19 protein-coding genes are annotated in these 20,385 nt (G+C 58.4%); 11 read left to right on the forward strand and 8 right to left on the reverse strand.

Annotation, left to right across the window (positions count from 1 at the left end):
* Window positions 1–201: 201 nt before the first annotated feature.
* Window positions 202–486 carry a DUF1435 domain-containing protein gene (locus HFD97_RS10815; protein ID WP_111207685.1) on the reverse strand — a complete coding sequence of 95 codons (285 nt, stop codon included), beginning with the start codon at window positions 484–486 and terminating at the stop codon, window positions 202–204.
* Window positions 487–718: 232 nt separating this feature from the next.
* Here HFD97_RS10815 and HFD97_RS10820 point away from each other — a divergent pair, with 232 nt between their 5' ends.
* The 3 genes from HFD97_RS10820 to HFD97_RS10830 all read left to right on the forward strand — a co-directional run bounded on the left by HFD97_RS10820 (window position 719) and on the right by HFD97_RS10830 (window position 3,354).
* Window positions 719–1,816 carry a diguanylate cyclase gene (locus HFD97_RS10820; protein ID WP_046101167.1) on the forward strand — a complete coding sequence of 366 codons (1,098 nt, stop codon included), beginning with the start codon at window positions 719–721 and terminating at the stop codon, window positions 1,814–1,816.
* 184 nt (window positions 1,817–2,000) lie between these two features.
* Window positions 2,001–2,795: a siderophore-iron reductase FhuF gene (gene fhuF / locus HFD97_RS10825; protein ID WP_167431997.1), complete on the forward strand. Its 795-nt coding sequence runs from the start codon at window positions 2,001–2,003 to the stop codon at window positions 2,793–2,795.
* 94 nt (window positions 2,796–2,889) lie between these two features.
* Window positions 2,890–3,354 (forward strand): YbaK/EbsC family protein, encoded by a 465-nt coding sequence (locus tag HFD97_RS10830; RefSeq protein WP_046101165.1) that lies wholly within the window; start codon window positions 2,890–2,892, stop codon window positions 3,352–3,354.
* A gap of 14 nt (window positions 3,355–3,368) precedes the next feature.
* Here the strand turns inward: HFD97_RS10830 and HFD97_RS10835 are convergent, their stop codons facing one another.
* From HFD97_RS10835 to HFD97_RS10845, 3 genes are all read right to left on the reverse strand, one after another.
* Complete coding sequence (locus HFD97_RS10835; RefSeq protein ID WP_154928488.1) at window positions 3,369–4,355, reverse strand: nucleoside hydrolase; 987 nt, start codon at window positions 4,353–4,355, stop codon at window positions 3,369–3,371.
* Between the two features lie 23 nt (window positions 4,356–4,378).
* Window positions 4,379–5,389 (reverse strand): LacI family DNA-binding transcriptional regulator, encoded by a 1,011-nt coding sequence (locus HFD97_RS10840; protein WP_167431996.1) that lies wholly within the window; start codon window positions 5,387–5,389, stop codon window positions 4,379–4,381.
* Between the two features lie 65 nt (window positions 5,390–5,454).
* Window positions 5,455–6,846, reverse strand: coding sequence for an MFS transporter (locus HFD97_RS10845; RefSeq protein WP_167431995.1), 1,392 nt, complete (start codon window positions 6,844–6,846; stop codon window positions 5,455–5,457).
* A gap of 581 nt (window positions 6,847–7,427) precedes the next feature.
* Here HFD97_RS10845 and HFD97_RS10850 point away from each other — a divergent pair.
* Entirely contained in the window at window positions 7,428–7,982 is a 555-nt protein-coding gene (locus HFD97_RS10850; protein ID WP_009092279.1) for a histidine phosphatase family protein, read from the forward strand.
* Here HFD97_RS10850 and HFD97_RS10855 read toward each other — a convergent pair.
* A complete protein-coding gene (locus HFD97_RS10855; RefSeq protein ID WP_140028830.1) occupies window positions 7,964–8,929 on the reverse strand; it encodes a WD40 repeat domain-containing protein in 966 nt (321 codons plus the stop codon). The two genes, HFD97_RS10850 and HFD97_RS10855, sit on opposite strands and share 19 nt — an antisense overlap.
* Window positions 8,930–9,422: 493 nt before the next feature.
* On the opposite strand from HFD97_RS10855, the gene HFD97_RS10860 reads away from it, so the two are divergent.
* Window positions 9,423–10,436, forward strand: coding sequence for a glycosyltransferase family 32 protein (locus HFD97_RS10860; protein WP_167431994.1), 1,014 nt, complete (start codon window positions 9,423–9,425; stop codon window positions 10,434–10,436).
* Here the strand turns inward: HFD97_RS10860 and HFD97_RS10865 are convergent.
* Complete coding sequence (locus HFD97_RS10865) at window positions 10,413–11,330, reverse strand: LysR family transcriptional regulator (RefSeq protein ID WP_167428828.1); 918 nt, start codon at window positions 11,328–11,330, stop codon at window positions 10,413–10,415. The two genes, HFD97_RS10860 and HFD97_RS10865, sit on opposite strands and share 24 nt — an antisense overlap.
* A gap of 101 nt (window positions 11,331–11,431) precedes the next feature.
* On the opposite strand from HFD97_RS10865, the gene HFD97_RS10870 reads away from it, so the two are divergent.
* Window positions 11,432–11,821, forward strand: a complete 390-nt coding sequence (locus tag HFD97_RS10870) for a tautomerase family protein (RefSeq protein ID WP_009092284.1) — start codon at window positions 11,432–11,434, stop codon at window positions 11,819–11,821.
* 223 nt (window positions 11,822–12,044) lie between these two features.
* Window positions 12,045–14,336, forward strand: coding sequence for a phosphatidylglycerol--membrane-oligosaccharide glycerophosphotransferase (gene opgB / locus HFD97_RS10875; protein WP_167431993.1), 2,292 nt, complete (start codon window positions 12,045–12,047; stop codon window positions 14,334–14,336).
* Between the two features lie 62 nt (window positions 14,337–14,398).
* Here opgB and HFD97_RS10880 read toward each other — a convergent pair whose 3' ends face one another.
* Window positions 14,399–15,112, reverse strand: coding sequence for a GNAT family N-acetyltransferase (locus tag HFD97_RS10880; protein ID WP_167431992.1), 714 nt, complete (start codon window positions 15,110–15,112; stop codon window positions 14,399–14,401).
* A 100-nt stretch (window positions 15,113–15,212) separates the two neighbouring features.
* Here HFD97_RS10880 and HFD97_RS10885 point away from each other — a divergent pair, with 100 nt between their 5' ends.
* A complete protein-coding gene (locus HFD97_RS10885; RefSeq protein WP_167431991.1) occupies window positions 15,213–16,661 on the forward strand; it encodes a PLP-dependent aminotransferase family protein in 1,449 nt (482 codons plus the stop codon).
* Between the two features lie 18 nt (window positions 16,662–16,679).
* Here HFD97_RS10885 and HFD97_RS10890 read toward each other — a convergent pair whose 3' ends face one another.
* On the reverse strand, window positions 16,680–17,747 hold the full coding sequence (locus tag HFD97_RS10890) for a LacI family DNA-binding transcriptional regulator (RefSeq protein ID WP_167431990.1): 1,068 nt from the start codon (window positions 17,745–17,747) through the stop codon (window positions 16,680–16,682).
* A gap of 193 nt (window positions 17,748–17,940) precedes the next feature.
* On the opposite strand from HFD97_RS10890, the gene HFD97_RS10895 reads away from it, so the two are divergent.
* From HFD97_RS10895 to HFD97_RS10905, 3 genes are all read left to right on the forward strand, one after another.
* Window positions 17,941–18,753, forward strand: a complete 813-nt coding sequence (locus tag HFD97_RS10895) for an ABC transporter substrate-binding protein (protein ID WP_140028824.1) — start codon at window positions 17,941–17,943, stop codon at window positions 18,751–18,753.
* A 61-nt stretch (window positions 18,754–18,814) separates the two neighbouring features.
* The gene (locus tag HFD97_RS10900; RefSeq protein WP_009092289.1) at window positions 18,815–19,624 is read left to right on the forward strand and encodes an amino acid ABC transporter permease; all 810 of its coding nucleotides are present in this window, start codon (window positions 18,815–18,817) and stop codon (window positions 19,622–19,624) included.
* Entirely contained in the window at window positions 19,617–20,369 is a 753-nt protein-coding gene (locus HFD97_RS10905; RefSeq protein WP_009092290.1) for an amino acid ABC transporter ATP-binding protein, read from the forward strand. The genes HFD97_RS10900 and HFD97_RS10905 overlap by 8 nt, the downstream gene beginning before the upstream one ends.
* Window positions 20,370–20,385: the final 16 nt, after the last annotated feature.

A 20,385-nucleotide genomic window follows, 5' to 3' on the forward strand; every position in this document is an offset into this window, starting at 1 on the left:
GGAATTGGTAGACGCGCTAGCTTCAGGTGTTAGTGTCTTAACGGACGTGAGGGTTCAAGTCCCTCTCTTCGCACCAACGTTGTCATCCTCCGGCTTTATTCATGCTTTCTTCCTGTTCTGACCGTTTCTTTGCCGTTTCAGGCTCGCCTTCTGATTTTTACACCTTCTCTGTTACGTCAGCATGACGCCCCTGCACTGTTGCTAATTCAGATGAAAATTCACGGAAACCGCCGCCAGTCCGGTCGCTAATGCCAGGCAGGATGGCAGCAGCAGATAGTGACGCAGGCGCTGATGAAAGAGCATCACCACCGTCAGCAACAGCGCAACGATCATCACCATTCGCCACTGACTGAATCCCGGCTCCCATAGGGCAAACAGCGGCAGCGCTATGCACGGCAGCAGAACCCCCCACGCACTATCCAGTTTTTTACCCAGTGCCCAGCTGATTCCCCACAGGCCGCAGGCCGCTACAATCGCTATCCCCATGACGCCAACCTCAAATGATAAGCATTCCCATTATCATATGACAGTTTTTCCCGTTCTGCAGCCTGTTTTTGGCTGGCCCGGCGCTGAAGATGACAGATCATCTGGAAAATGCTAGATTGCGGCCGATAACACCTTTAATAACAGCACTAGCAATATTTGCTCATTGTCCTGCAGACCCCTCCTTTCTGCTGGCTTGCGCTTTGGTATTTCAGGGTCGTCACGAGTATTTATAATGAAATTACAATCATATGAAGAACTGAAGCAGAGTAAATACCGGCTTTCAGTGATGCTTTTCCTGTTTTTAAATATCGCCGTTTCCCTCTTTTATCTGCTGCCAATAATGAGCACGGAAAAAAGTGAGACGACGCTGCCGGTTATGTGTGTCGCCGCCTTCAGCTCCCTCACGTTAATTGCCCATTTAATCTGGCCCAAAGTTAAACTCCCCCTGTTAAATCCTGTTGCGCTGCTATTAGGGATCTTCTGGGCCTGGCATATTAATTATCGCTTCCATCTGGTGTTCTATTTTGATGGTGGCTTTCTGATTATCAGCCTGATCAGCGTGTTATTTATCAGCGCCATCGCCCTGAGCGATTATCTGGTGGCTTTCTGTCTGCACGTCGCCCCGCCCGTTCTGACCGTATTGCTGCTCGACAATGGTCAGCACCTGCCGCTAATTCTGCTGACCATCTCCCTGCCGCTGATCGGTTTTTCATTGCAGCACCTGATGCGCCGCCGGGCTGACAACTTTACCCTGCGTCTGATGCATCAGCTTTACGAAGAGAAAGAGACCTTCAGCGACCTCAGCATGCTCGATCCGCTGACCGGGCTGTATAACCGCCGTGGTCTGAAGAACCGGCTCGACAATATTCTGGAAAACCACGCCGGCAGCCACTTTGTGCTGTTGCTGGATATCGATCACTTTAAGGCCTACAACGATAATTATGGCCATGCGATGGGCGATCAGGCACTGGCGCGGGTCTCTGTGGCGATCCGTGATGCGGTGCGTTCGCGCGATGTCGTTACCCGCTATGGCGGTGAAGAGTTCCTGGTGCTGATGACCAACGTGAACAGCTCCATTGCGATGAAGCTGGCAGAGCGCATCCGTCAGTATGTGGTGGATTTAGAGATCCCCCATCTGTTCAATGAGACTGTGTCAACGCACGTCACCATCAGCGCGGGAATTGCGCCGATTTACGACAACGAGTTCGACCAGGCCGTCGCCAATGCCGACAGCGCCCTCTATGTCGCGAAGAACCAGGGCCGGAATACCATTCTCGCCTGGGAAGATTTACCCAGAGAGGCGCCTCACACCGCAGAAGAGCCCGTATAACCCGCTGATAACCGGCGTCTGCCCCTGTTGATCTGACCGATCTGTCGCGGTCATCGCCGGGCTGATTACTCCTCTCCTCCCCTGCTGTTTTTACCGCCAGCAACCGCACGCTTTTACGCCGCTTGTAGAGTTAATCAATAACGATTATCATTTGCTTTCTTATCTACACTTTTCGCGAGTCGTCATGGCAACCGCTTCAGCTCAGGAACAGCGTTTCAGCGCTCAGTCGATGATCTTCCGGCAGAATGACCGTCCACTGGCGGAAAGTCTGTATGAACGGCTGCAACAGCAGCGCAGCTATCTGCTGGATTCGACCAGGCTCAGCCAGTCAGCCCCGCGTGATGCGCAGACCCTTGCCGTCTGGTCACACGCTGACGCCTTCGCCCCGCTTATCCGGCGCTACAGTGACTACCTCTATCGCGATCATCCCGATGCGGTGCGTGAAGCGAAACCCGTGCTCTCACTCTGGGCGCAGTGGTATTTCGGTCTGCTGATCCCGCCGCTGCTGATGGCCCTGCTGCAGGAGTCCCGCGCGCTCGACTGCTCGACTGAACACATTCGTGTCGGTTTTCATGAGCATGGCCATCCGGCCACCTTCTGGATTGATGTGCAGGAGGATGAGGAGGCGCGCTATCTCAACCCGCTGCAGCGCATCGACCGCCTGATTCAGCAGCATCTCATCCCGGCCGTGAATGGCATTACGCAGCATGGTGACATCAACGCCCGCCTGATCTGGAACAACATGGGGTTCACCTTCCAGTGGTTCCTGGGTGAGCTGAAAAGCCAGATAGATGAGACGCTGGTCCTGCAGCTGGAACAGGCGCTGTTCTTTAATCAGCGGCTGCTGGATGGCAGCGACAATCCCCTCTATCGCACCATGATCCCGCGTGACGGTGAACTGGTGCGGCGCAGCTGTTGCCAGCGCTATCGCATTCCCGATGTTCAGCAATGCGGCAACTGCACCCTGAGCAGCAGCTAAACAGACCCGATTCCCGCGAATTCTCCGTTTATCCCGTTTACAGGCACAGAGGCTTGTGGCAATTTTTACGCCTTCGATCAGCCTGGAGAGAAAGATGAGTCTGGAGTCTGTGCGCCAGTTCTTCGCCGAACACGCCCCTGAAATTGAAATTATTGAACTGGCAGAGAGCACCGCAACGGTCGGGATGGCCGCTCGCGCCCACGGCGTGACGCCAGGCGAAATAGCAAAAACCCTGTCGCTGAAAGTGAAAAACGAGGTGGTGCTGATCGTAACGCGAGGCGATGCCCGGCTGGACAATCGCAAGCTGAAAGCGGCGCTGGGCGCGAAAGCGCGCATGCTGAGCGTTGACGAGGTGATTAACTGGACCGGCCACCCGGTGGGCGGCGTCTGTCCTTTCGGTCTGGAAAATCCGCTGACCGTTTACTGTGATGTTTCACTGCGCAGTTTTGAAGAAGTCTTACCTGCCGCTGGCGCTATCCATAGCGCCGTCCGCATTTCGCCGCAGCAGATGGCTGAACTGACGAATGCCCGCTGGATTGATGTCTGCGAAGCGATCTGACCCTTTACCTCTGCTCAGCTAATCAGGCGTCTGAAAGCCTGCTCAAGGATCGATAACAGCAGCGTGTTATCGACGCGATGCAGGACATGCACCGAGGCGCCGCACTGCTCGGGCACACCCACAGAGAGCCGGAGCGGCTGCCGATAACGCCAGCTTTTGCCGCGCGTGGCACCGGGACGCAGCTCAATGTCGACCCGGTAATCGATCCCTGAGGCGACACGCTGATTCAGCAGCCAGGCGACCACCAGCGCATCGTGTATCCAGCATCCCGCCAGCTGACGGGTCTGCATCGAATAGTCGATCCACGGACGCAGCGTGTCGCGCACAAAGTCGGCCAGCGGATGATCGACGGCGGTCAGCCGGGTCAGATCCTGCTGGGTCAGCAGCGTCTGCGTGGTGACATCCATTGGCACCAGCGTTACCGCAGCACCACTGTGCAGCACCTGGTGCGCCGCTTCCGGGTCCAGGCCAAAGTTGGTGTCTTTGATATAGTCATCCAGCGCAAAGACGCCTCCCATGACCACAATCTCCGCCACCGATTCGGCCATCGCGGGATAGCGCTGCATCGCCAGCGCCACGTTCGTCAGCGGGCCAATCGCCACCAGCGTAATCTCGCCCGGATTGTCGCAAATCAGCCTGCCGATAGCGTCAGCCGCGTCAAATCCATCCGCGCTGACATCGGCTGGCTGACGGACATCCTGCCAGAGATCGGCCAGCGCCAGCTGATTAACCCGGTTATCGAGCGTCTCGCGCCACGGCGCCGGATCTTCCTGCAGCGCCTGTGTCGCCCCCTGCACCACCGGAATGGAGAGTCCCAGCCGGGCAATCAGATCTTTCGCCACGCGCGCGCCCACCTCGCTCGGCGTATTGCCCGCCACGGTGGTGATTAATTCCAGCGACAGGCCGGGTGAGGCTAAGGCCAGCGCAATCGCCAGGCCATCATCGGTGTTGGCACCTGCAATCCCATTACCGGGATCGCAATCAATAATGATTCTTTTCATCTTCTTATTCGTTAACTCTGAGATTACGGCGTGCAGCCGCAGGATTCACCGATTTCAAGATAGTGTGGAAACTCCTTTAACTGGGCTTCGCTCTGCCCCTCTTTCAGCATGTGGATCGCCGCACGCGCCATCTCGCGCAGTGGCTGACGCACGGTCGTTAATGTCGGAACATGAAACGATGACTGATTGGTGCCGTTAAAGCAGACCAGCGCGACATCCTGTGGCACCCGGATCTGATGCTCCGAAAAGGCCCGCACTGCGCCAATCGCCTGACCTTCGTTGCTGGTGAACAGCGCGCGGGGCACGCAGCCACGGACGATCATCGTCTGCACCGCTTCATATCCCCCCTGTGGGGTGTAGCTGGCGGGAAACATCAGCGATTCATCAATCGGCAGGCCGCGCTCCTGCATGGCATCGCGCCAGCCCTGAATACGATCCTGCGCATTAAGCATATCGACCGGACCGGTGATGATGCCGACCTGCTGATAGCCGTGGCTCAGCAGATGTGCCGTGACCTGCCAGGCCGCCTGGCGCTCATTGACGCGCAGCATGTTCACGCCCGGCTGAGGTTCCACCCGTTCCAGCATCACCAGGGGCGTGCCGCTCGCCTTAATCAGGTCGATGTATGGATGGCGATCGACGCTGTTATAAAACAGGCCATCGACCTGCCGGTTGAGCAGCCCCTGAATAAGCTCCAGTTCGCGCCGGCGATCGTCACCGGCATCGCCCAGCAGCATGACATGACCGTGATTCATCGACTCCTGCAACAGCACGTGCGCCATGGACGCAACAAACGGATTGCCGATGTTCGGCACGACCAGACCAAAGGTTTTGGTGTTGCCGGACGCCAGCGCCCGTGCAGCCGCATTGGGCCGGTAACCGGTCGCTTTAATCGCCTCCAGCACCCGCTGCCGGGTCGCCTCGGCGACCGGACGCGGCCCGTTGTTAATGACATAACTGACAACTGCCACTGAGGTGCCTGCCGCTTTCGCCACTTCACTGCGGGTCACTTTTCCCGTTAACGACTTAGGCACATCACTTTCCTCCCTAAAAAAACAGGCCGCTTTACACGGCCTGCTGCTTATTTCGTTTTGCCCTGTCAGATGGCGTCATCAGGCAGATTGAGATCCCGCCCTCGCGTCTCAGGCGCAACAAAGGTGGTAAAGAATCCAGTCGCGGCCATCGCCGAGAAGTAGACCGCAATCGGCCACCAGTGTCCGGTATAAGAGAGCATAGCAGCCGCAATCAGCGGTGCCGTGCCGCCGGAGAGAATCGAACCCAGCTCCTTCGCCACCGCCATTTTGGTGTAGCGATGATGCACGCCGAACATCTCCACGCCCCAGGCGGCCTGCACACCAAAAATACCCAGCGACGCCAGTCCCATGCCCACCACAATCACCGGAATGACCAGCATCGGTTCACGCGTATCCAGCAGCATAAAAGCGGGCCAGGCGTAGAGCATCAGCAGCAGACAGAAGACGCGATACACGATCCGGCGACCAAAACGGTCAGAGAGCCAGCCCGCAAAAGGGATGATCAGGAAACCCAGCAGCGACGCAAGGAACACCGCCGTGGTCGGGACCGATTTATCCACCAGCAGAACCTTCGCGACATAGCCGACGATGAAGCCCTGCGACAGATAGGAGGGACCGTTTTCACCGATGCGCAGCCCCACCATCGTCCAGAAGGCGCGGGTGCGCTGGAAGAACGGCCGCGTATCCTTCACCGGCGGGGTCGCCAGCACACCGGCGCGCGCCGCTTCCATCTCCGCTTTTCTGCGCTCAAAAACCGGGGTTTCGCGCAGATGACGCCGGATCCACAATGCCACCAGCGCGATCAGCGCACTGCTGAGGAAAGGAATACGCCAGCCCCACGCCAGCAGGCTCTGCTGATCCATCTGCACCACCAGCAGCCAGACCAGCGACGCCAGCAGTGTGCCGCTGTTAGAGCCCAGCGCGATAACGGAAGCGACCAGCCCGCGACGCTCTGCGGGCGCATACTCGCCCAGCATGACCGTACCGCCAGAGAGCTCTGCACCCGCGCCGAACCCCTGCGTGAAGCGCAGCAGGACCAGACAGGCGGGTGCCCAGACGCCAATCGTGGCATAGCTGGGAATTAAGCCGATAAAGGTGGTGGAGGCCCCCATCAGAATGATGGTGGTGATCATGACCGCCTTTCGCCCTTTGCGGTCGCCGAGCCAGCCGAAGAAAAGTGCGCCGATAGGCCGGGCAACGAAGCCGACTGACCAGGTGGCAAAGCTGGAGAGCAGCGCCATGGCCGGTGTCGATTCGGGAAAGAAGACATCGCCAAAGATGATACCGGCAGCCAGACCATAGAGCGCAAAATCCGCGTACTCCATCGCCGTGCCGAGCCAGCATGAGAATGTGGCGCGCCAGAAATCTTTGCGGCCTGAGGGGGTGTTAAACCGCGCATCGGCGGCTGAAGTGGATGACAGTGATGCCTGCTGCTTAACGGAATTGTGTGCCGTCATAACCCTATCCCTGAATGCGTATGCAGATCGATAAACGCCCGTCCATGGGTCGATTCCCTGATAAAAGCGGAATTCCCCGGTGGCGACGTTCAGTTGACTAACCATGATGAAAGGTTAAAGGATTCCCTGGTGTTGGAATCATCTGCCTCGCCCGTTTTCGCCGATCTTTTTTAACCGGTCACTTAAACTGAGCGAATGTAACTTAACAATCGATGGAGCCGACTGTGCATCGAGCACCGTGAGCAATCACTGGGGACCTAGTGTATCTACGCGCGTAGATAAATCAAGCGATCCCGCCGAAAAATGTTATTCAGACTTCACTATCACAGTGCGTCATCATGGTTTTTTATCGCAAATTCAGCCAGTTAACAGCGCCTCACTTTGCACAAAAAAAAGTCATCACTCGCGTTAAGTCAGCACTTTCTCTAATCATTAAGCATGATAAACAGGCGGGGCTGCTTTCATCGGACTCTGTTGTCGCACAGCTCTGTGACCGCAGGATGACACTCAGGCTCAGGCTGAAAAATCGCTGCGCGCGCAAATAATGCGTTACCCTGAAAAAAAGGCCAGGCAGAGAATGTATGACCATTATTCTGATGCGACACGGTAAACCCGATCATCAGGCCGCAGGCCGTCTGAGCGTGCAGGCGCTGGCAGACTGGTGCGAAGCCTACGATCGGTCACAGGTCAGTGACGGACCGCCGCCGCGCACTGTCCACATTGCCCGTCAGGCGGCGGTTGTTGTCTGCAGTCCCCTGCCCCGCGCGCAGTCCTCCCTGAGTCAGCTTGGTCTGCAGCCGCATGAGGTGAATGCTCTGTTCAGTGAAGTTGCCGTGCCGATGCTGCGAATGGGCGCGATGCAGCTGCCGATCCTCTGCTGGCTGGCGCTGCTGCGGCTGCTCTGGTTCTGCGGATATGCGGGTGATGCGGAGTCGCTGCCTCATGCGCGCCAGCGCGCCGCAGCGGCCGCAGAAAAGTTAATCGGGTACTCCGCTCAGGGCACCGTGCTGCTGCTGGGCCACGGCATCATGAATAAGATGATTGCCCGGGAATTACGCAAACGCGGCTGGCAGGCGGAGAAGCATGCCAGCAGCCGCCACTGGAGTTCCGCGATCTATCATCGCCCGTTTATCTGATCGAGCGAAAAATAGCCCAGCACTTCACACCCCGTTCCCACACGCGGCGTGGCAATCACTTTACGCTGCGCCAGATCGATCACGCTCAGCGTGCCATCATCCTGATTGGCAATCAGCAGCTGCTTTTTGTCGGGGGTAAAACAGCCATCCATCGGCATGTTACCCACCGCGATGTCACCCAGCGGATTCAGCAAATCGTCAAACAGCGTGACCAGGGGTTCCTGATCCCCTATTGCCACCAGCTGTTCGCCATCGTCGCTGAAGCGCACCACCTGGCAGGGCTGCTGATGGCCCGGCAGCGTCAGGCGCTGACGGATGCGGTGGCTTTGCCGATCGATCACATAGAGCAGCGGCGCGTCAGCCGCGCTGGCGACCAGATAAGGGTGTTTCGGTGAGGCCGCGATACCGGCAATCGGGCCAGGCAGCAGAATGGTGTCGATGACCCGCCCTTCCGCCTCACACAGATCCACCACCGTGATGGTGGCATCCTCTTCGTTGTCGGTGAAGAGCTTGCGACCGCTGGGAGAGAGCGTCAGCCGATGCGCATTGTGCGAAGGGATCGGAATAACTTTTTCGACCTTATCACTCTGTGGATCGATCACCGCCACGGCGGCGCTCTCCTCACAGCAGAGGTAGACTTTACCGTCGCGCCCCAGCTGACCGCTGTGGGGTGCCCGCAGCGGCGAGAGATCGATAAACCCGCTGATCGTCCGACGCGCTAAATCAATGACCGCCACTTTATGACCCGGATGGGGATTGTCGCCATGCACGCCGTCGCCATAGACCGGCACATAGGCTTTACCCCAGGGGGCCAGCATCAGGAGTTCATGCGGGCGCGGTGGAAAGGCGTTCAGTTCCCGCTCAACCGCGAACGTCTCCGGATTAAGAAACAGGACGCGATTGCCCCGCTTATCGACCGCCAGCAAACCCCATGATTCACTCTGCATGTGCGCTCCTTTCTCAGTAAGTTCTTCTTAAGCGTAGACAATGCGCTTCAGGCTGTCTGATTCGGCGGATTGATGAGCCGGGCTTACGTCACACATTAAGCGCAATCACGCCCGCTCCCGCATTCCCGTAAGCACCACGGTCCCGCGATTCAGATATTCCTGAATAACGGCGCGTGCCGGGATGAAATAAATGATTAATTACGGCCATACCTTTATTTTTATTTCGTACCCGGCCTGATTCCGTTTTATCCTAAAGTCAAAAAAAGGCATAGCTAATCAGTAAATAATGTTTTATTAAAAAGGTGCAGTGCAATTCCAGATAGCCGTGAGGAAACTACCGCGCGCTCAGGCACTGCGTCGCCACCAGGGAAACCCTTTCAATAATTCCCGCACGCATCGGGGTTGCAGCCAGTCTGTAATACCGCCTGTTTGCGCCACATGCGAACAGGCAGAGTCTGCACTATGACGGGAAAATAAAAATAACAGGTATATCATGACTGCACATCGCCAACGTCCAGCGCATAAAATCTGGCGCAACTGGAAAAGAATATCGTTCAGCAGCCAGATGTTATGGAATAAAAAACAGCAAAGACTCTGTCGGGCGCCGGAATATGATCCGGGTCAGGAAGATAATGTCGTTTTAATCGCTCAGCAGAAAGAGCTGCCGGAGATTCCAAAGATTGTCTGGATGGTCTGGCATAATGAACAGCTGCCTGCCTCGATGGCGCTCAATATCAGCAAAATACGGCGGGATAATCCCGATCACCAGGTCTATCTGGTGACACAGCGCACCCTGTCGCAATGGCTGCCCGACCTCCGCTTTATCTCGGCCGATCTGACGCTGGCGCATAAAAGTGAGATCATCCGGCTGGAACTGCTTCACCGTTACGGCGGCATCGGCATTGACTGCAGCACCCTGCTGTTCGAGGATCTCGCCTGGGTGCATCGCGTTCACGAGGCGCGGTCACTGGATCTGATCGGCTACTACCGTGAGCAGTCAACGCTGAACCTGCTTGCGCCGGTCATTGAAAGCTGGTTTCTGGCCGCCCCGGCGCAGAACCCTTTTATCCGTGAATGGCTGAAACAGCTGGCGCCGGTTAAAAATGTCGGCATCCGCAACTATTTCCAAGAGCTGCAGAAGCGCGATGACTTTCCGCTGCTTGTGCAGAATATGGATAACCCGTCCCGTCAGCTGCTCTCACTGGCGCAGCAGGTGGCGATGCGTGAATACCGGCGGGCCAATCTCTATCTGCGTAAAGGTGAAGCCAGCGCCTGGTATTATCAGCGCCTGCACGCCGACAGCAGCAGCGCCTTTGCGCAGTCAGTGCTGTTTCAGCAGCGTCCCCAGACGCCGCCACCGATTATTAAGTTAACCGGCAATGAGCGGCTGCATCTCGACTTCAATCTGCGTATCGGCCTCTATAACCGCAGCAGCCTGATTGGGGAGATGATGCATAACCGTTCGCCGGGACTGGCACTGCCCTCAGTGGTTAAAGCGGGCGCGTAACCAGTGTGTAAAGGTGGTGACCGCGCGCGGCACCTGTGCCGCCCAGGGTCGCACGATCCACAGGCGGGCGGCAAAAGCGCCGACCGGCTGCCACTCCGGCAACACCCACTGTAACGATCCCGCTGACAGCGCCTCACGGGCGCTGAAGTCGGGCAGCATGGCAATGCCCAGACCCTGCAGGGCCGCATCGCGGATCGACTCACTGTTGTTGGTGGCAAAACTGCCCTGAATCTGCACCTGAACCGTTTCGCTCTCCCCCGGCGCGACAAACCGCCAGCGCGGTGACTCGACGCCGCGCGGATAGTAAAGGCAGTTGTGCTGCGCCAGTGCCTGCGGCCTCTCCGGCACGCCCTGCGCCCTGAGATAGGCTGGCGAGGCCACCAGTACGGTCTGCGTGTCGCACAGTGGCAGCGCCACGTGCGTTTCCGGCAGCGTGTCACAGTGGCGAATCGCCAGATCAAACCCCTCGCTGCTCAGCGAGACAAGGCGATCCGTCACATCCAGCTGCAGGCGCACCTGCGGATAGTCGTGCAGAAACTCGCCGATAACCGGCACCAGTTGCTGGCGGGCAAACGCCACGGGTGCGGTGATGCGCACCAGACCCCGCACCGGCCCGGCGGTATCCCGCACGCTGAAAAAACTCTGTTCGATGCGGGCAAAAGGCTCGCGCAGCTCCTCCACCAGCTTCTCACCGGCGGAGGTAAGCCGCACGCTGCGCGTGGTGCGCTGCACCAGCATCAGACCCGCTCTCTCCTCCAGCTCTTTGATCTTCTGGCTCATCGCCGCTTTGCTGACATCCAGCCGCGCTGCCGCACGGGTGAAACTGCCCTGCTCTGCCAGTACCGTCAGCCAGTGCAGATGCTCCCACAGGGTGTCCGTCTTCATCTCTTTCATCAGCATTGTTCACAATAATGAATAATCATTTCAGGCTACGCGCTTTTTCCCGCCGGATAAAGCCGTCACCATAGGCCTCTTATTTCTCAGGAGAAACCGCTATGCCACTGCTGCAATTTGATGTTATTGAGGGCCGTTCAGAATCAGAGCTGCGTACATTACTGGATGCCGCACACCGGGCCGTGCTGACCGCTTTTAACGTGCCGGAACGGGATCGCTACCAGATTGTTCATGAAAACAAACGCTATCAGATGGTGTTTCAGGACACCGGGCTGGGATTCAGCCGCAGCGATAATCTGGTGATGGTGCGGGTCTTTACCAGTCCGCGCAGCAGCGAACAGAAACAGCGGTTTATGGCGGAGCTGGCGCGCGAACTGCGTGAGCATTGCGGCGTGCAGGGCAACGATCTGATGATCAGCTTTATCACCAATGACAAAGGCGACTGGAGTTTTGCCGACGGCGAAGCGCAGTATCTGACCGGCAAACTCTGAAAAGCGGCCCGGACGCCTGCTCTGCTGACGGTGCGCGCCAGCCACCGTCACGTCTGCTGAACGCCCGGCAGGCACGACACAAAATCCCTCTGCGCTTCCTCGCACAAATCCGCCGGATATGTTGCAGCCCGATGACAGCCAATATAGATTGTCGAAAAACCATCCCCCGACGATGGCCGGTTGCGTGACGCCCCGCGCCCCCCTGCAGAGAGAGGATTTCCCGTTGTCCGAATTTGTGTCAGTCGTGCTGTTTCTGGCTGCTATTGCTATCTATTCCTGTAAAGCCGGGCGTAACAGATTCTGGTTTATGCTTGTTCTTGTTCTGCTGGTGATATTTGTGGTGCTGAACGCCACCCTCTACGCCAGTAACTATTTCACCGGCGACGGCATTAACGATGCGGTGATCTATACCCTGACCAACAGCCTGACCGGCGCGGGCGTCAGTAAATATGTGGTGCCGGCCATCGGGCTGATCATCGTGCTGTTTCTGCTGTTCTGCCTGCTCTCCTGGGTGCTGCGGCGGCGTAAGCGTCCCCATCATCTGGGCTGGTCGCTGCTGGCGGCCGCCTGCGCGATCGGCTCGGTGCAGACCACCCCCGCCTTTCGTCAGGTCGCGACGCTGATCGTATCGCACACCCAGCTGGCCGATTCTGACTTCGACACCTTCTATAAAGTGCCGCGTAACCGCATTGAACAGCCGCGCCTCAACGTGGTTTATATCTATGGCGAGAGTTTAGAGCGCACCTATTTTGATCCGATTGCCTTCCCCGGCCTGGCACCTGAACTGAGCCGTCAGAAAGAGCAGAGTATCGATTTCAGCCAGACTGAACAGCTGCCGGGCACCGATTACACGATCGCGGGCATGGTCGCCTCACAGTGCGGCATTCCGCTGTTTGCCCCGTTTGACGGCAATGCGTCGGCATCACTCTCCAGCTTCTATCCGCAAAATGTCTGTCTGGGCGACATCCTGAAAAACTCCGGCTATGAGAACTGGTTTATTCAGGGTGCCGATCTGCGTTTTGCCGGTAAGGATGTCTTCCTGAAATCGCACGGCTTCGATCCTGCCAACCTCTATGGTTCGCAGGAGCTGAAAAGCCGCGTCGCCGATCCCAGCTACCGCAATAACTGGGGCTATTATGATGACACGGTGCTCGACGAAGTCTTTGAGAAGTATCAGGCGCTCTCCCGGGCCGGTAAACCTTTTGCGCTGTTTACGCTGACCGTCGACACTCACCATCCTGACGGATTTATCTCGCGCAGCTGTCAGCGCCGAAGCTACAGCATTGAGGGGAAACCGAACCAGTCCTTCAGCGCGGTCGCCTGTTCACAGGAGCACGTCGCGCGGCTGATCGATCGCATCAAAGCGTCACCGTGGTTTAAAAATACCGTGATCGTGGTGAGTTCCGATCATCTGGCGATGAACAACACCGCGCATCCCTGGCTGATCAAGCAGCCGCGTCGAAATCTCTTTATGGTGATCCGCGGGGATAAACCGCAGGCGGAGCTGCTGGAGGCAAAGCGCAGCACGCTGGATAATGGCGCCACGCTGCTGGATATTCTCGGCGGCGATAATGCGATAGGTCTGGGCCGCAGCAGCCTCTCTTCGCTGTCGCTCTCAACGCAGTTTGACGATATGAAGAGCAAGGTCATGAGCTGGAAGCCCGATATCATTCAGCTCTGGAACTTCCCGAATAAGATGGAGAACTTCACCGTCGATCAGACGAAGAATACCTTCAGCTTCTCCGGGACCACTTTTAAGCTGCCGATTCTGTTCCGCATCAGCGACAAACACGTTGAGCCGATGCCGGAAGGGGAATATTCGGCACCGCTGCGCTATCAGCTGGCCGATTTCGCGGCAGCCGATAAATTCGTCTGGGTCGATCGCTGTTTTAAAATGGCGCGACTCTGGCAGCCGTCGCTGGCCCTCTCTGGCGATCTCTGTGTGGCGATGGGGCAAACCGGCGGCACACCGTCCGTTACCCACATCGACAAACCGCAATGGAAAGGCCGGGTGCAGTTCCCGGACGGGCCGATCAGCGATGCACGATATCAGCAAAATCTGGCGCAGATCCGTATCGAAGATAACAATATCCGCTACAGCGCTGACAGCTTCCGGCTTGATATCCCCGGCGCGCCGCTGAGTGTGAAAAGCTTCAGCGGCATCTCACGCCCGGAGAGCTGGGGACGCTGGTCGAATGCCAATCTCGCGCCTGAGGTGCATATCGACTACGTTGAAGCCCTGCCCGCGAAGTTCGATCTGGTGATCACGGCGCGGGCTTACGGCGCGAATGTGCACCGGCCGATTCCGGTTCGCGTGGGCAATCAACAGCAGCTGCTGTCGCTGGGCGAAGCGATCTCGACCCATACCCTGCATTTTGAGAACCCGGACGCCAGCCACCAGCTGGTGATCGCCCCGCCTGAACCTCAGCTGAGCAACACCGGCAATATCACGGGGCAGGACCCGCGCAAACTGGGCATTGGCATGGTCGAACTTAAAATCGTGCCCCAGCCTTAATCCCCTTTTTCTCTTCAGGCCTCTGCGTTTTTGCAGAGGCCTCTTACTTTGTCGCCACCGCTTCAGGGCCTGCCGCGCAGCGCCTCCAGCTTCTCACGCTGCTGACCATCGGCGGTAAAATTCTCCTCCGCCAGCCAGCGCTGCAGCCCGCTTTTCACCTGCGGCCACTCGCGATCGATTATCGAAAACCAGCTGGTGTCGCGCGAGCGACCTTTGTAGACAATGGCCTGCCGGAAATCACCTTCATACTGAAAACCGAGGCGTGCCGCGGCTCTGCGAGAAGGCGCATTGCAGCTGTCGCATTTCCACTCATACCGGCGGTAACCCAGGGTTTCAAAGGCGTACTGCATCAGCAGGAAATGCGCCTCTGTTGCCATGCGCGTCTGCTTCAGACGGGGCGAAAAAGCGACATGACCGACTTCCATCACCCCATGTTCAGGCTGGATACGCATTAACGACAGGCTGCCCACCGCCTCTCCGGTGGCGAGGTCGATCACGGCGAAATGCAGCGGGTCGCGGCTGGCCTCCAGCTGCCGGAGATAATCCTGCCACGCCTGGGGATCATCGAACGGCCCCATAAACATATAGGTCCAGTCGCGCCCATCTTCCGCCAGCGCCCAGGCGTCAGACAGGGCCTCTCCATGCCGCGCGGCGCTGAAGGGCTCCAGCCGACACGACTGACCGGTGAAAACCTGATGTTGTGGCAGAGGACGCGGCTGCCAGTCTGGCAAAGGCTGGCCGACCGGCTGACCATAGTGATTAAGGTGTTGTGACATATCGCCTCCCGGCTGCAGATAATGTCAGCAGAGTGCCACTGTTATGGTGGGTTAAAAAGTACCACAATCAGGGAAAATCATAGATCCATGGAAGCAGACGATGCCGACAGAAATCCCCCCGTTACTGCTGGCACCCTTAGCGCCGGTAGCCGGTACGACGCTACAGCAGCAGCTTTATCAGCGGATAAAGCAGGGCATTTTGCAGGGGCAGCTTGCTGCCGGAGCCGTTTTACCTGGCACACGGCAACTGGCTTCTGAACTGCAGGTTTCACGTAATACCGTGCTCAACGTCTGGACGCAGCTACAGGCAGAGGGCTATCTGATGAGCGATCGACAAGGCAGCCGGGTCACCCCGCTGGCTTTGCCAGCCGGACAGGTGGATGACGATACGCTTACCCGCTGGCCGCTGGCAAAACGGATCGATGTCTTTCAACGCAGACCCTGGGTCGACACCGGCACCTTGCCCCTGCGTCCCGGTATACCCGCTCTGAACCATTTTCCTGTGGCGGCATGGCGACGGGCGCTGAGTCAGGTGATGAGCCATACGCCACCGCAGCTGCTCGGCTATGGTGATCCCCTTGGCGATGCGGAACTGCGTACCGCGCTGGCGCAGCATCTGCGTATCACGCGCGGGGTGCGTTGTGACGCCAGGCAGATTGTGATCACGGAAGGGGTGCAGCAGGCGCTGATGCTGTGCGTTACCCTGCTTAGCAATCCGGGCGACCCTGGCTGGATTGAAGAACCTGGCTATCGCGGAGCCAAAGCGGCTTTTCGGGCCGGAGAACTTAACCTGATCCCGATCCCTGCCGATCATCAGGGGCTGGCCCCCCAGCCGGGACACTGGAAGCAGGCTCCGCCACGGCTGATCTATACCACCCCGACGCATCAGTATCCCACCGGTGCCGTGATGAGCGCGGCGCGACGCCTGGCGCTGATTGCGGCTGCACGACAGCATCGGGCCTGGATTATTGAAGATGACTACGATGGTGACTTCCATTACCACGGCGATCCCATTATGGCGATGCAGGGCATGACGGATAACGCCCCGGTTATCTATCTTGGCTCTTTCAGCAAGACCCTGTTCCCTGCGCTGCGTATCGGTTTCATGGTACTCCCCGCACCGCTGGTCAGTCGTCTGACACCGGCACTTCATCAGCTGCTGCGTGGTGGCAACCGTCCTGAACAGCAGGCCCTGACCCGTTTTATTCTCAGTGGCGATTATCGTCGCCATCTTGGCAAGATGCGTCGGCTCTATCGTCAGCGTCAGGAATTACTGCGATCCGAACTGCAGCGTGCGGCGGGTCAGTCGCTTCCATTGCTGGGGGGTGACAGCGGACTGCATCTGGTGCTGCCACTGGCTTCCCATCACAATGATGCCGTGATTGCCCGACAGCTGCATCAGTCAGGCTTTGCTCCCGCAGCCCTGTCTGAATTTTATCTGGCTGAACCGGTGCAGCAGGGCCTGGTTATGGGCTATGGCAACAGCAGCGACACGCAAATCATTGCAGCCACGCGCCAGCTAAGCCGGATGCTGAGCTGGCCGGGCTAGGCTGTGATTCAGCGCGCCTCAGGCCGGCGCAGCAATCGAGTGGCGAATCATCAGATGGGCATCGAAGCGCGGCACGGGGCCGGGGGTCTCACCGCGGATGGCGGCGATCAGACGTCGTGCGGCTTCACGGCCCATTTCATAGACCGGCTGCGCAATGACCGTCAGCGGTGGCGTCACAATCTCACTCCACGGGAAATTGTCATACATCACAAAAGAGAGATCGGCCGGGATACGCAGTCCGCGCTGCGTCACTTCGCGCAGCAGCCACATGGCGACCACGCTGTCAGACGCCACCAGCGCGGTGGGCGGCTGCGGACGCTGCCACAGCGCCGCGACGATACGGCTAATCGATGCCTCGTCCAGCGCGTTCACCTGCACCAGCGACGGATCAAACGGCACGCCTGCGTCAGCAAAGGCCTCCATCATGCCGCCCACGCGCTGGGCAACCGGCGTCAGGCCAAAATCGTCTGGCGTGCTGTAGTCAGTGGTCAGCGCCATGCTGGTGATATAGGCGATATGGCGATGACCTGCGGCCAGCAACCGGGCCGTGACGTCTGCGGCCACGTCGGTAAATTCACAGCAGACTGCGTCCACATCAAGACCGGTTACCGCGCGATCAAACAGCGTCAGCGCTCTGCCCTCTTCCTGCACCTGTATCAGATGCGCGTTCTGCTCCAGGGCTGAACAGCAGGGCGCAACGATAATGCCATCGACCCGCTTTTCCAGCATCACCCGCACCGCATCCTGCTCCGCCTGCAGCTTTTCATCACTGTTGCTCAGCAGCAGATGGTAACCCGCCGTGCGCGCCACGTCCGCCATGCCACGCAGGGCCAGACCAAAGTGAGGATTCTCAATATCGCCGACAATCACCCCGATAGTATTGGAGCGGCCGGTGTTCATACTGCGCGCCAGCGCATTGAGCCGGTAGCCCAGCGCGGAGGCGGCGCTGTTGACCCGCTCCTGCACCTCATCACTGACCGCGCCATAGCCACCCAGCGCGCGCGCCGCCTGGGCTTTGGAAACATTTGCTGCGCGCGCCACATCTGCCACGGTCGGCGCTTTGGATCGTCTGTTCTGGCTGGTCATAATTATTTCGAATCACAGGTTGATGACAGGAATATTGACGCCGAAAAAAGGCTGTGCTTAAACTCATTGTAACTCCTTGAGACCGGTCTCACAATGTTTCTGTCTTAAGGTGCCACCTGCGTTGAGACCGGTCTCAATCGGAATTACTGGCTCAACAGTCTCTGATGTTTAAACCTGCAAAAACGGATGAGCTATGAAATCGCAAATCACACTGGGCAAACTGCTCGGCACCGCACTCGCACTCTGTTCACTGTCGTTCCCGACGCTGGCCGCCAGCGATAACAATCCCTATGGGCTGATCGAACCGGGTCAGCTTCGCATCGCCAGCGTCGGCGACTCAAAGCCTTACACCTTCACCGACGCCAGCGGTCAGTTCACCGGCTTTGACGTCGAATTTTTCAGAAATGTCGCCCACCGCATGGGCATCGATAAGGTCGATTTTATCGGTCAGGACTTCTCGGCCATCATGCCCGCGGTCGCCAACGGTCAGTACGATGCGGCGGTGGCGGCGATTGGCATCACCCCGGCGCGGGAAAAAACGGTCGATTTCTCCACCGGCTATCTGGCCGGGTTCCTCACCGTTCTGACCCGTCATGACAGCGGCGTGAAAGATGTCGCCACGCTGGCAAAGCACCGGCTCGGCGTGGTTCAGGGCACGCTCCAGGAGAACTATGCCGTGGAGCACTTCCCGCAGACCGATCTGGTGCGCTTCCCGGATAACAACAGCGCGGTCTCTGCCCTCAACAACGGCACGCTCGACGCCGTCTTCCTCGACTATGAGGCGGCCAAAAGCTACGCCGAACGCTTTAAGCTGGTCTCTGCCGCCGATATCCCCTCTTTTGATGCACCGGCGGGCATTGCCATTGCCAAAGGTAAACCCGCCTTCAAGGCTGCGCTGGATAACGCCATCAAGGCTGCGATGCAGGATGGCACCTGGCAACGGCTCTATCAGAAGTGGTTCCCCGGATCGCCGATGCCAAAACAGTATCTGCCTGGCGGTCAGTAAAGAGGTGGACGTTTACGTCCTGAGTTAACCGGGGGATGCCCCGCTCTGCAAGGAGACGGCGATGGAGCTGCTCACGATTCTTTCCCGCACCTTCTTTGATTTTTCATCAATGAGGGAAGTACTGCCGCAGATGCTGACCACCGGGCTGGTCAACACGGTGATTATCTCACTGGCGGCGACGCTGCTCGGCACGCTGTTTGGCCTGCTGCTGGCGCTGATGGGCATCTCGCCCTCGCGCTGGCTGCGGGTGCCTGCCCGGCTCTATACCGATCTGTTTCGCGGTCTGCCTTCCATTCTGACCATTCTGCTGATTGGTCAGGGTCTGGCGCGCTTCAGCTATCAGCTGTTCGGCCCGACACCCTATCCGCTGGGGATCTTCGCCCTCAGCCTGATCGCCAGCGCCTACATGGGCGAGATTTTTCGCGCCGGTATCCAGAGCGTAGAACGCGGCCAGCTGGAAGCGTGCCGTGCGCTGGGGATGAGCTATGGCCGGGCCATGCGACGGGTCATCATCCCACAGGGGATCCGTCGCGTGCTGCCCGCCATCGTTAACCAGTTCATCGCCATCATCAAGGATTCGTCGCTGGTCTATCTGCTCGGCCTGATGACGCAGCAGCGTGAGCTGTTTCGCGTGGGACAGGATGCGGCGGTGCTGACCGGCAACCTGTCGCCCCTGATGCTGGCAGGACTCTTCTATCTGATGATCACGGTGCCGCTGACGCACATGGTCAACTATGTCGATGTGCGCTACCGCACCGGACGCCGTCGTCTGACGGCCCCGCAAAGCGGTCTGAAAGAGGTGGATGAGGTCAGACCGTCCGGCGGCGCCGTTCTGGTCACTCACCCCCGGATGGGAGGCAACCATGAATAATCTGAATGGCGCGAGCTGGCGCGGCGCCAGCCTGGAGCTGCGCAATCTGACCCTCGCCTATGGCCCGATTGAAGTGCTGCGTAAGGTCTCACTGCAGGTGGCCCCCGGCACCACCACCTGCATTATCGGGCCATCGGGATCGGGTAAATCGACCCTGCTGCGCGGTATCAACCGACTGCACGAACCGCAGTCGGGGGATGTTTTGCTGGCCGACCGCTCCGTGCTGCGCGACAAGCCTGATGCGCTGCGGCTGCGGATTGGCATGGTGTTTCAGCACTTCAATCTCTTCCCCGATCACACTGCACTGGAGAACGTCGCCCTCGCCCCCTGGTGTGTCAAAGGCCTGCCCAAGGCGCAGGCGATGGCGATTGCGCGTCAGCGGCTGGAAGAGGTCGGTTTAGGTCAGCGCGCCGATCACCGGCCGCGCGATCTCTCCGGCGGGCAGCAGCAGCGGGTCGCGATAGCCCGGGCGCTGGCGATGGACCCGGAGGTGATGCTGTTCGACGAGGCCACCTCCGCGCTTGACCCCGAACTGGTGAAAGGGGTCCTGACGCTGATGGCGGATCTCTGTCGTCGCGGCATGACGATGGTGGTGGTGACACATGAAATGGGCTTTGCGCGCAAAGTGGCGGATCAGGTGGTGTTTATGGACGAAGGCGAGATTGTGGAAGCCGGGCCGCCAGACGCCATTTTTGACGCGCCGCAGTCGCCGCGCCTGCAACGTTTTCTCTCTGAAGTGCTGTAACTGAGCAAGGAACCTG

The sequence above is a fragment of the Pantoea sp. EKM103V genome, assembly GCF_011800365.1.
Lineage (GTDB): Bacteria > Pseudomonadota > Gammaproteobacteria > Enterobacterales > Enterobacteriaceae > Pantoea > Pantoea anthophila.

Coding starts and splice junctions, on each gene's coding strand:
- fhuF (WP_167431997.1), top strand. CDS start 2,001: ATGGCAACCGCTTCAGCTCAGGAACAGCGTTTCAGCGCTCAGTCGATG.
- HFD97_RS10855 (WP_140028830.1), bottom strand. CDS start 8,929: ATGCAGAGTGAATCATGGGGTTTGCTGGCGGTCGATAAGCGGGGCAAT.
- HFD97_RS10850 (WP_009092279.1), top strand. CDS start 7,428: ATGACCATTATTCTGATGCGACACGGTAAACCCGATCATCAGGCCGCA.
- HFD97_RS10900 (WP_009092289.1), top strand. CDS start 18,815: ATGGAGCTGCTCACGATTCTTTCCCGCACCTTCTTTGATTTTTCATCA.
- HFD97_RS10895 (WP_140028824.1), top strand. CDS start 17,941: ATGAAATCGCAAATCACACTGGGCAAACTGCTCGGCACCGCACTCGCA.
- HFD97_RS10815 (WP_111207685.1), bottom strand. CDS start 486: ATGGGGATAGCGATTGTAGCGGCCTGCGGCCTGTGGGGAATCAGCTGG.
- HFD97_RS10890 (WP_167431990.1), bottom strand. CDS start 17,747: ATGACCAGCCAGAACAGACGATCCAAAGCGCCGACCGTGGCAGATGTG.
- HFD97_RS10865 (WP_167428828.1), bottom strand. CDS start 11,330: ATGAAAGAGATGAAGACGGACACCCTGTGGGAGCATCTGCACTGGCTG.
- HFD97_RS10830 (WP_046101165.1), top strand. CDS start 2,890: ATGAGTCTGGAGTCTGTGCGCCAGTTCTTCGCCGAACACGCCCCTGAA.
- HFD97_RS10820 (WP_046101167.1), top strand. CDS start 719: ATGAAATTACAATCATATGAAGAACTGAAGCAGAGTAAATACCGGCTT.
- HFD97_RS10905 (WP_009092290.1), top strand. CDS start 19,617: ATGAATAATCTGAATGGCGCGAGCTGGCGCGGCGCCAGCCTGGAGCTG.
- HFD97_RS10880 (WP_167431992.1), bottom strand. CDS start 15,112: ATGTCACAACACCTTAATCACTATGGTCAGCCGGTCGGCCAGCCTTTG.
- HFD97_RS10870 (WP_009092284.1), top strand. CDS start 11,432: ATGCCACTGCTGCAATTTGATGTTATTGAGGGCCGTTCAGAATCAGAG.
- HFD97_RS10885 (WP_167431991.1), top strand. CDS start 15,213: ATGCCGACAGAAATCCCCCCGTTACTGCTGGCACCCTTAGCGCCGGTA.
- HFD97_RS10845 (WP_167431995.1), bottom strand. CDS start 6,846: ATGACGGCACACAATTCCGTTAAGCAGCAGGCATCACTGTCATCCACT.
- HFD97_RS10835 (WP_154928488.1), bottom strand. CDS start 4,355: ATGAAAAGAATCATTATTGATTGCGATCCCGGTAATGGGATTGCAGGT.
- HFD97_RS10860 (WP_167431994.1), top strand. CDS start 9,423: ATGACTGCACATCGCCAACGTCCAGCGCATAAAATCTGGCGCAACTGG.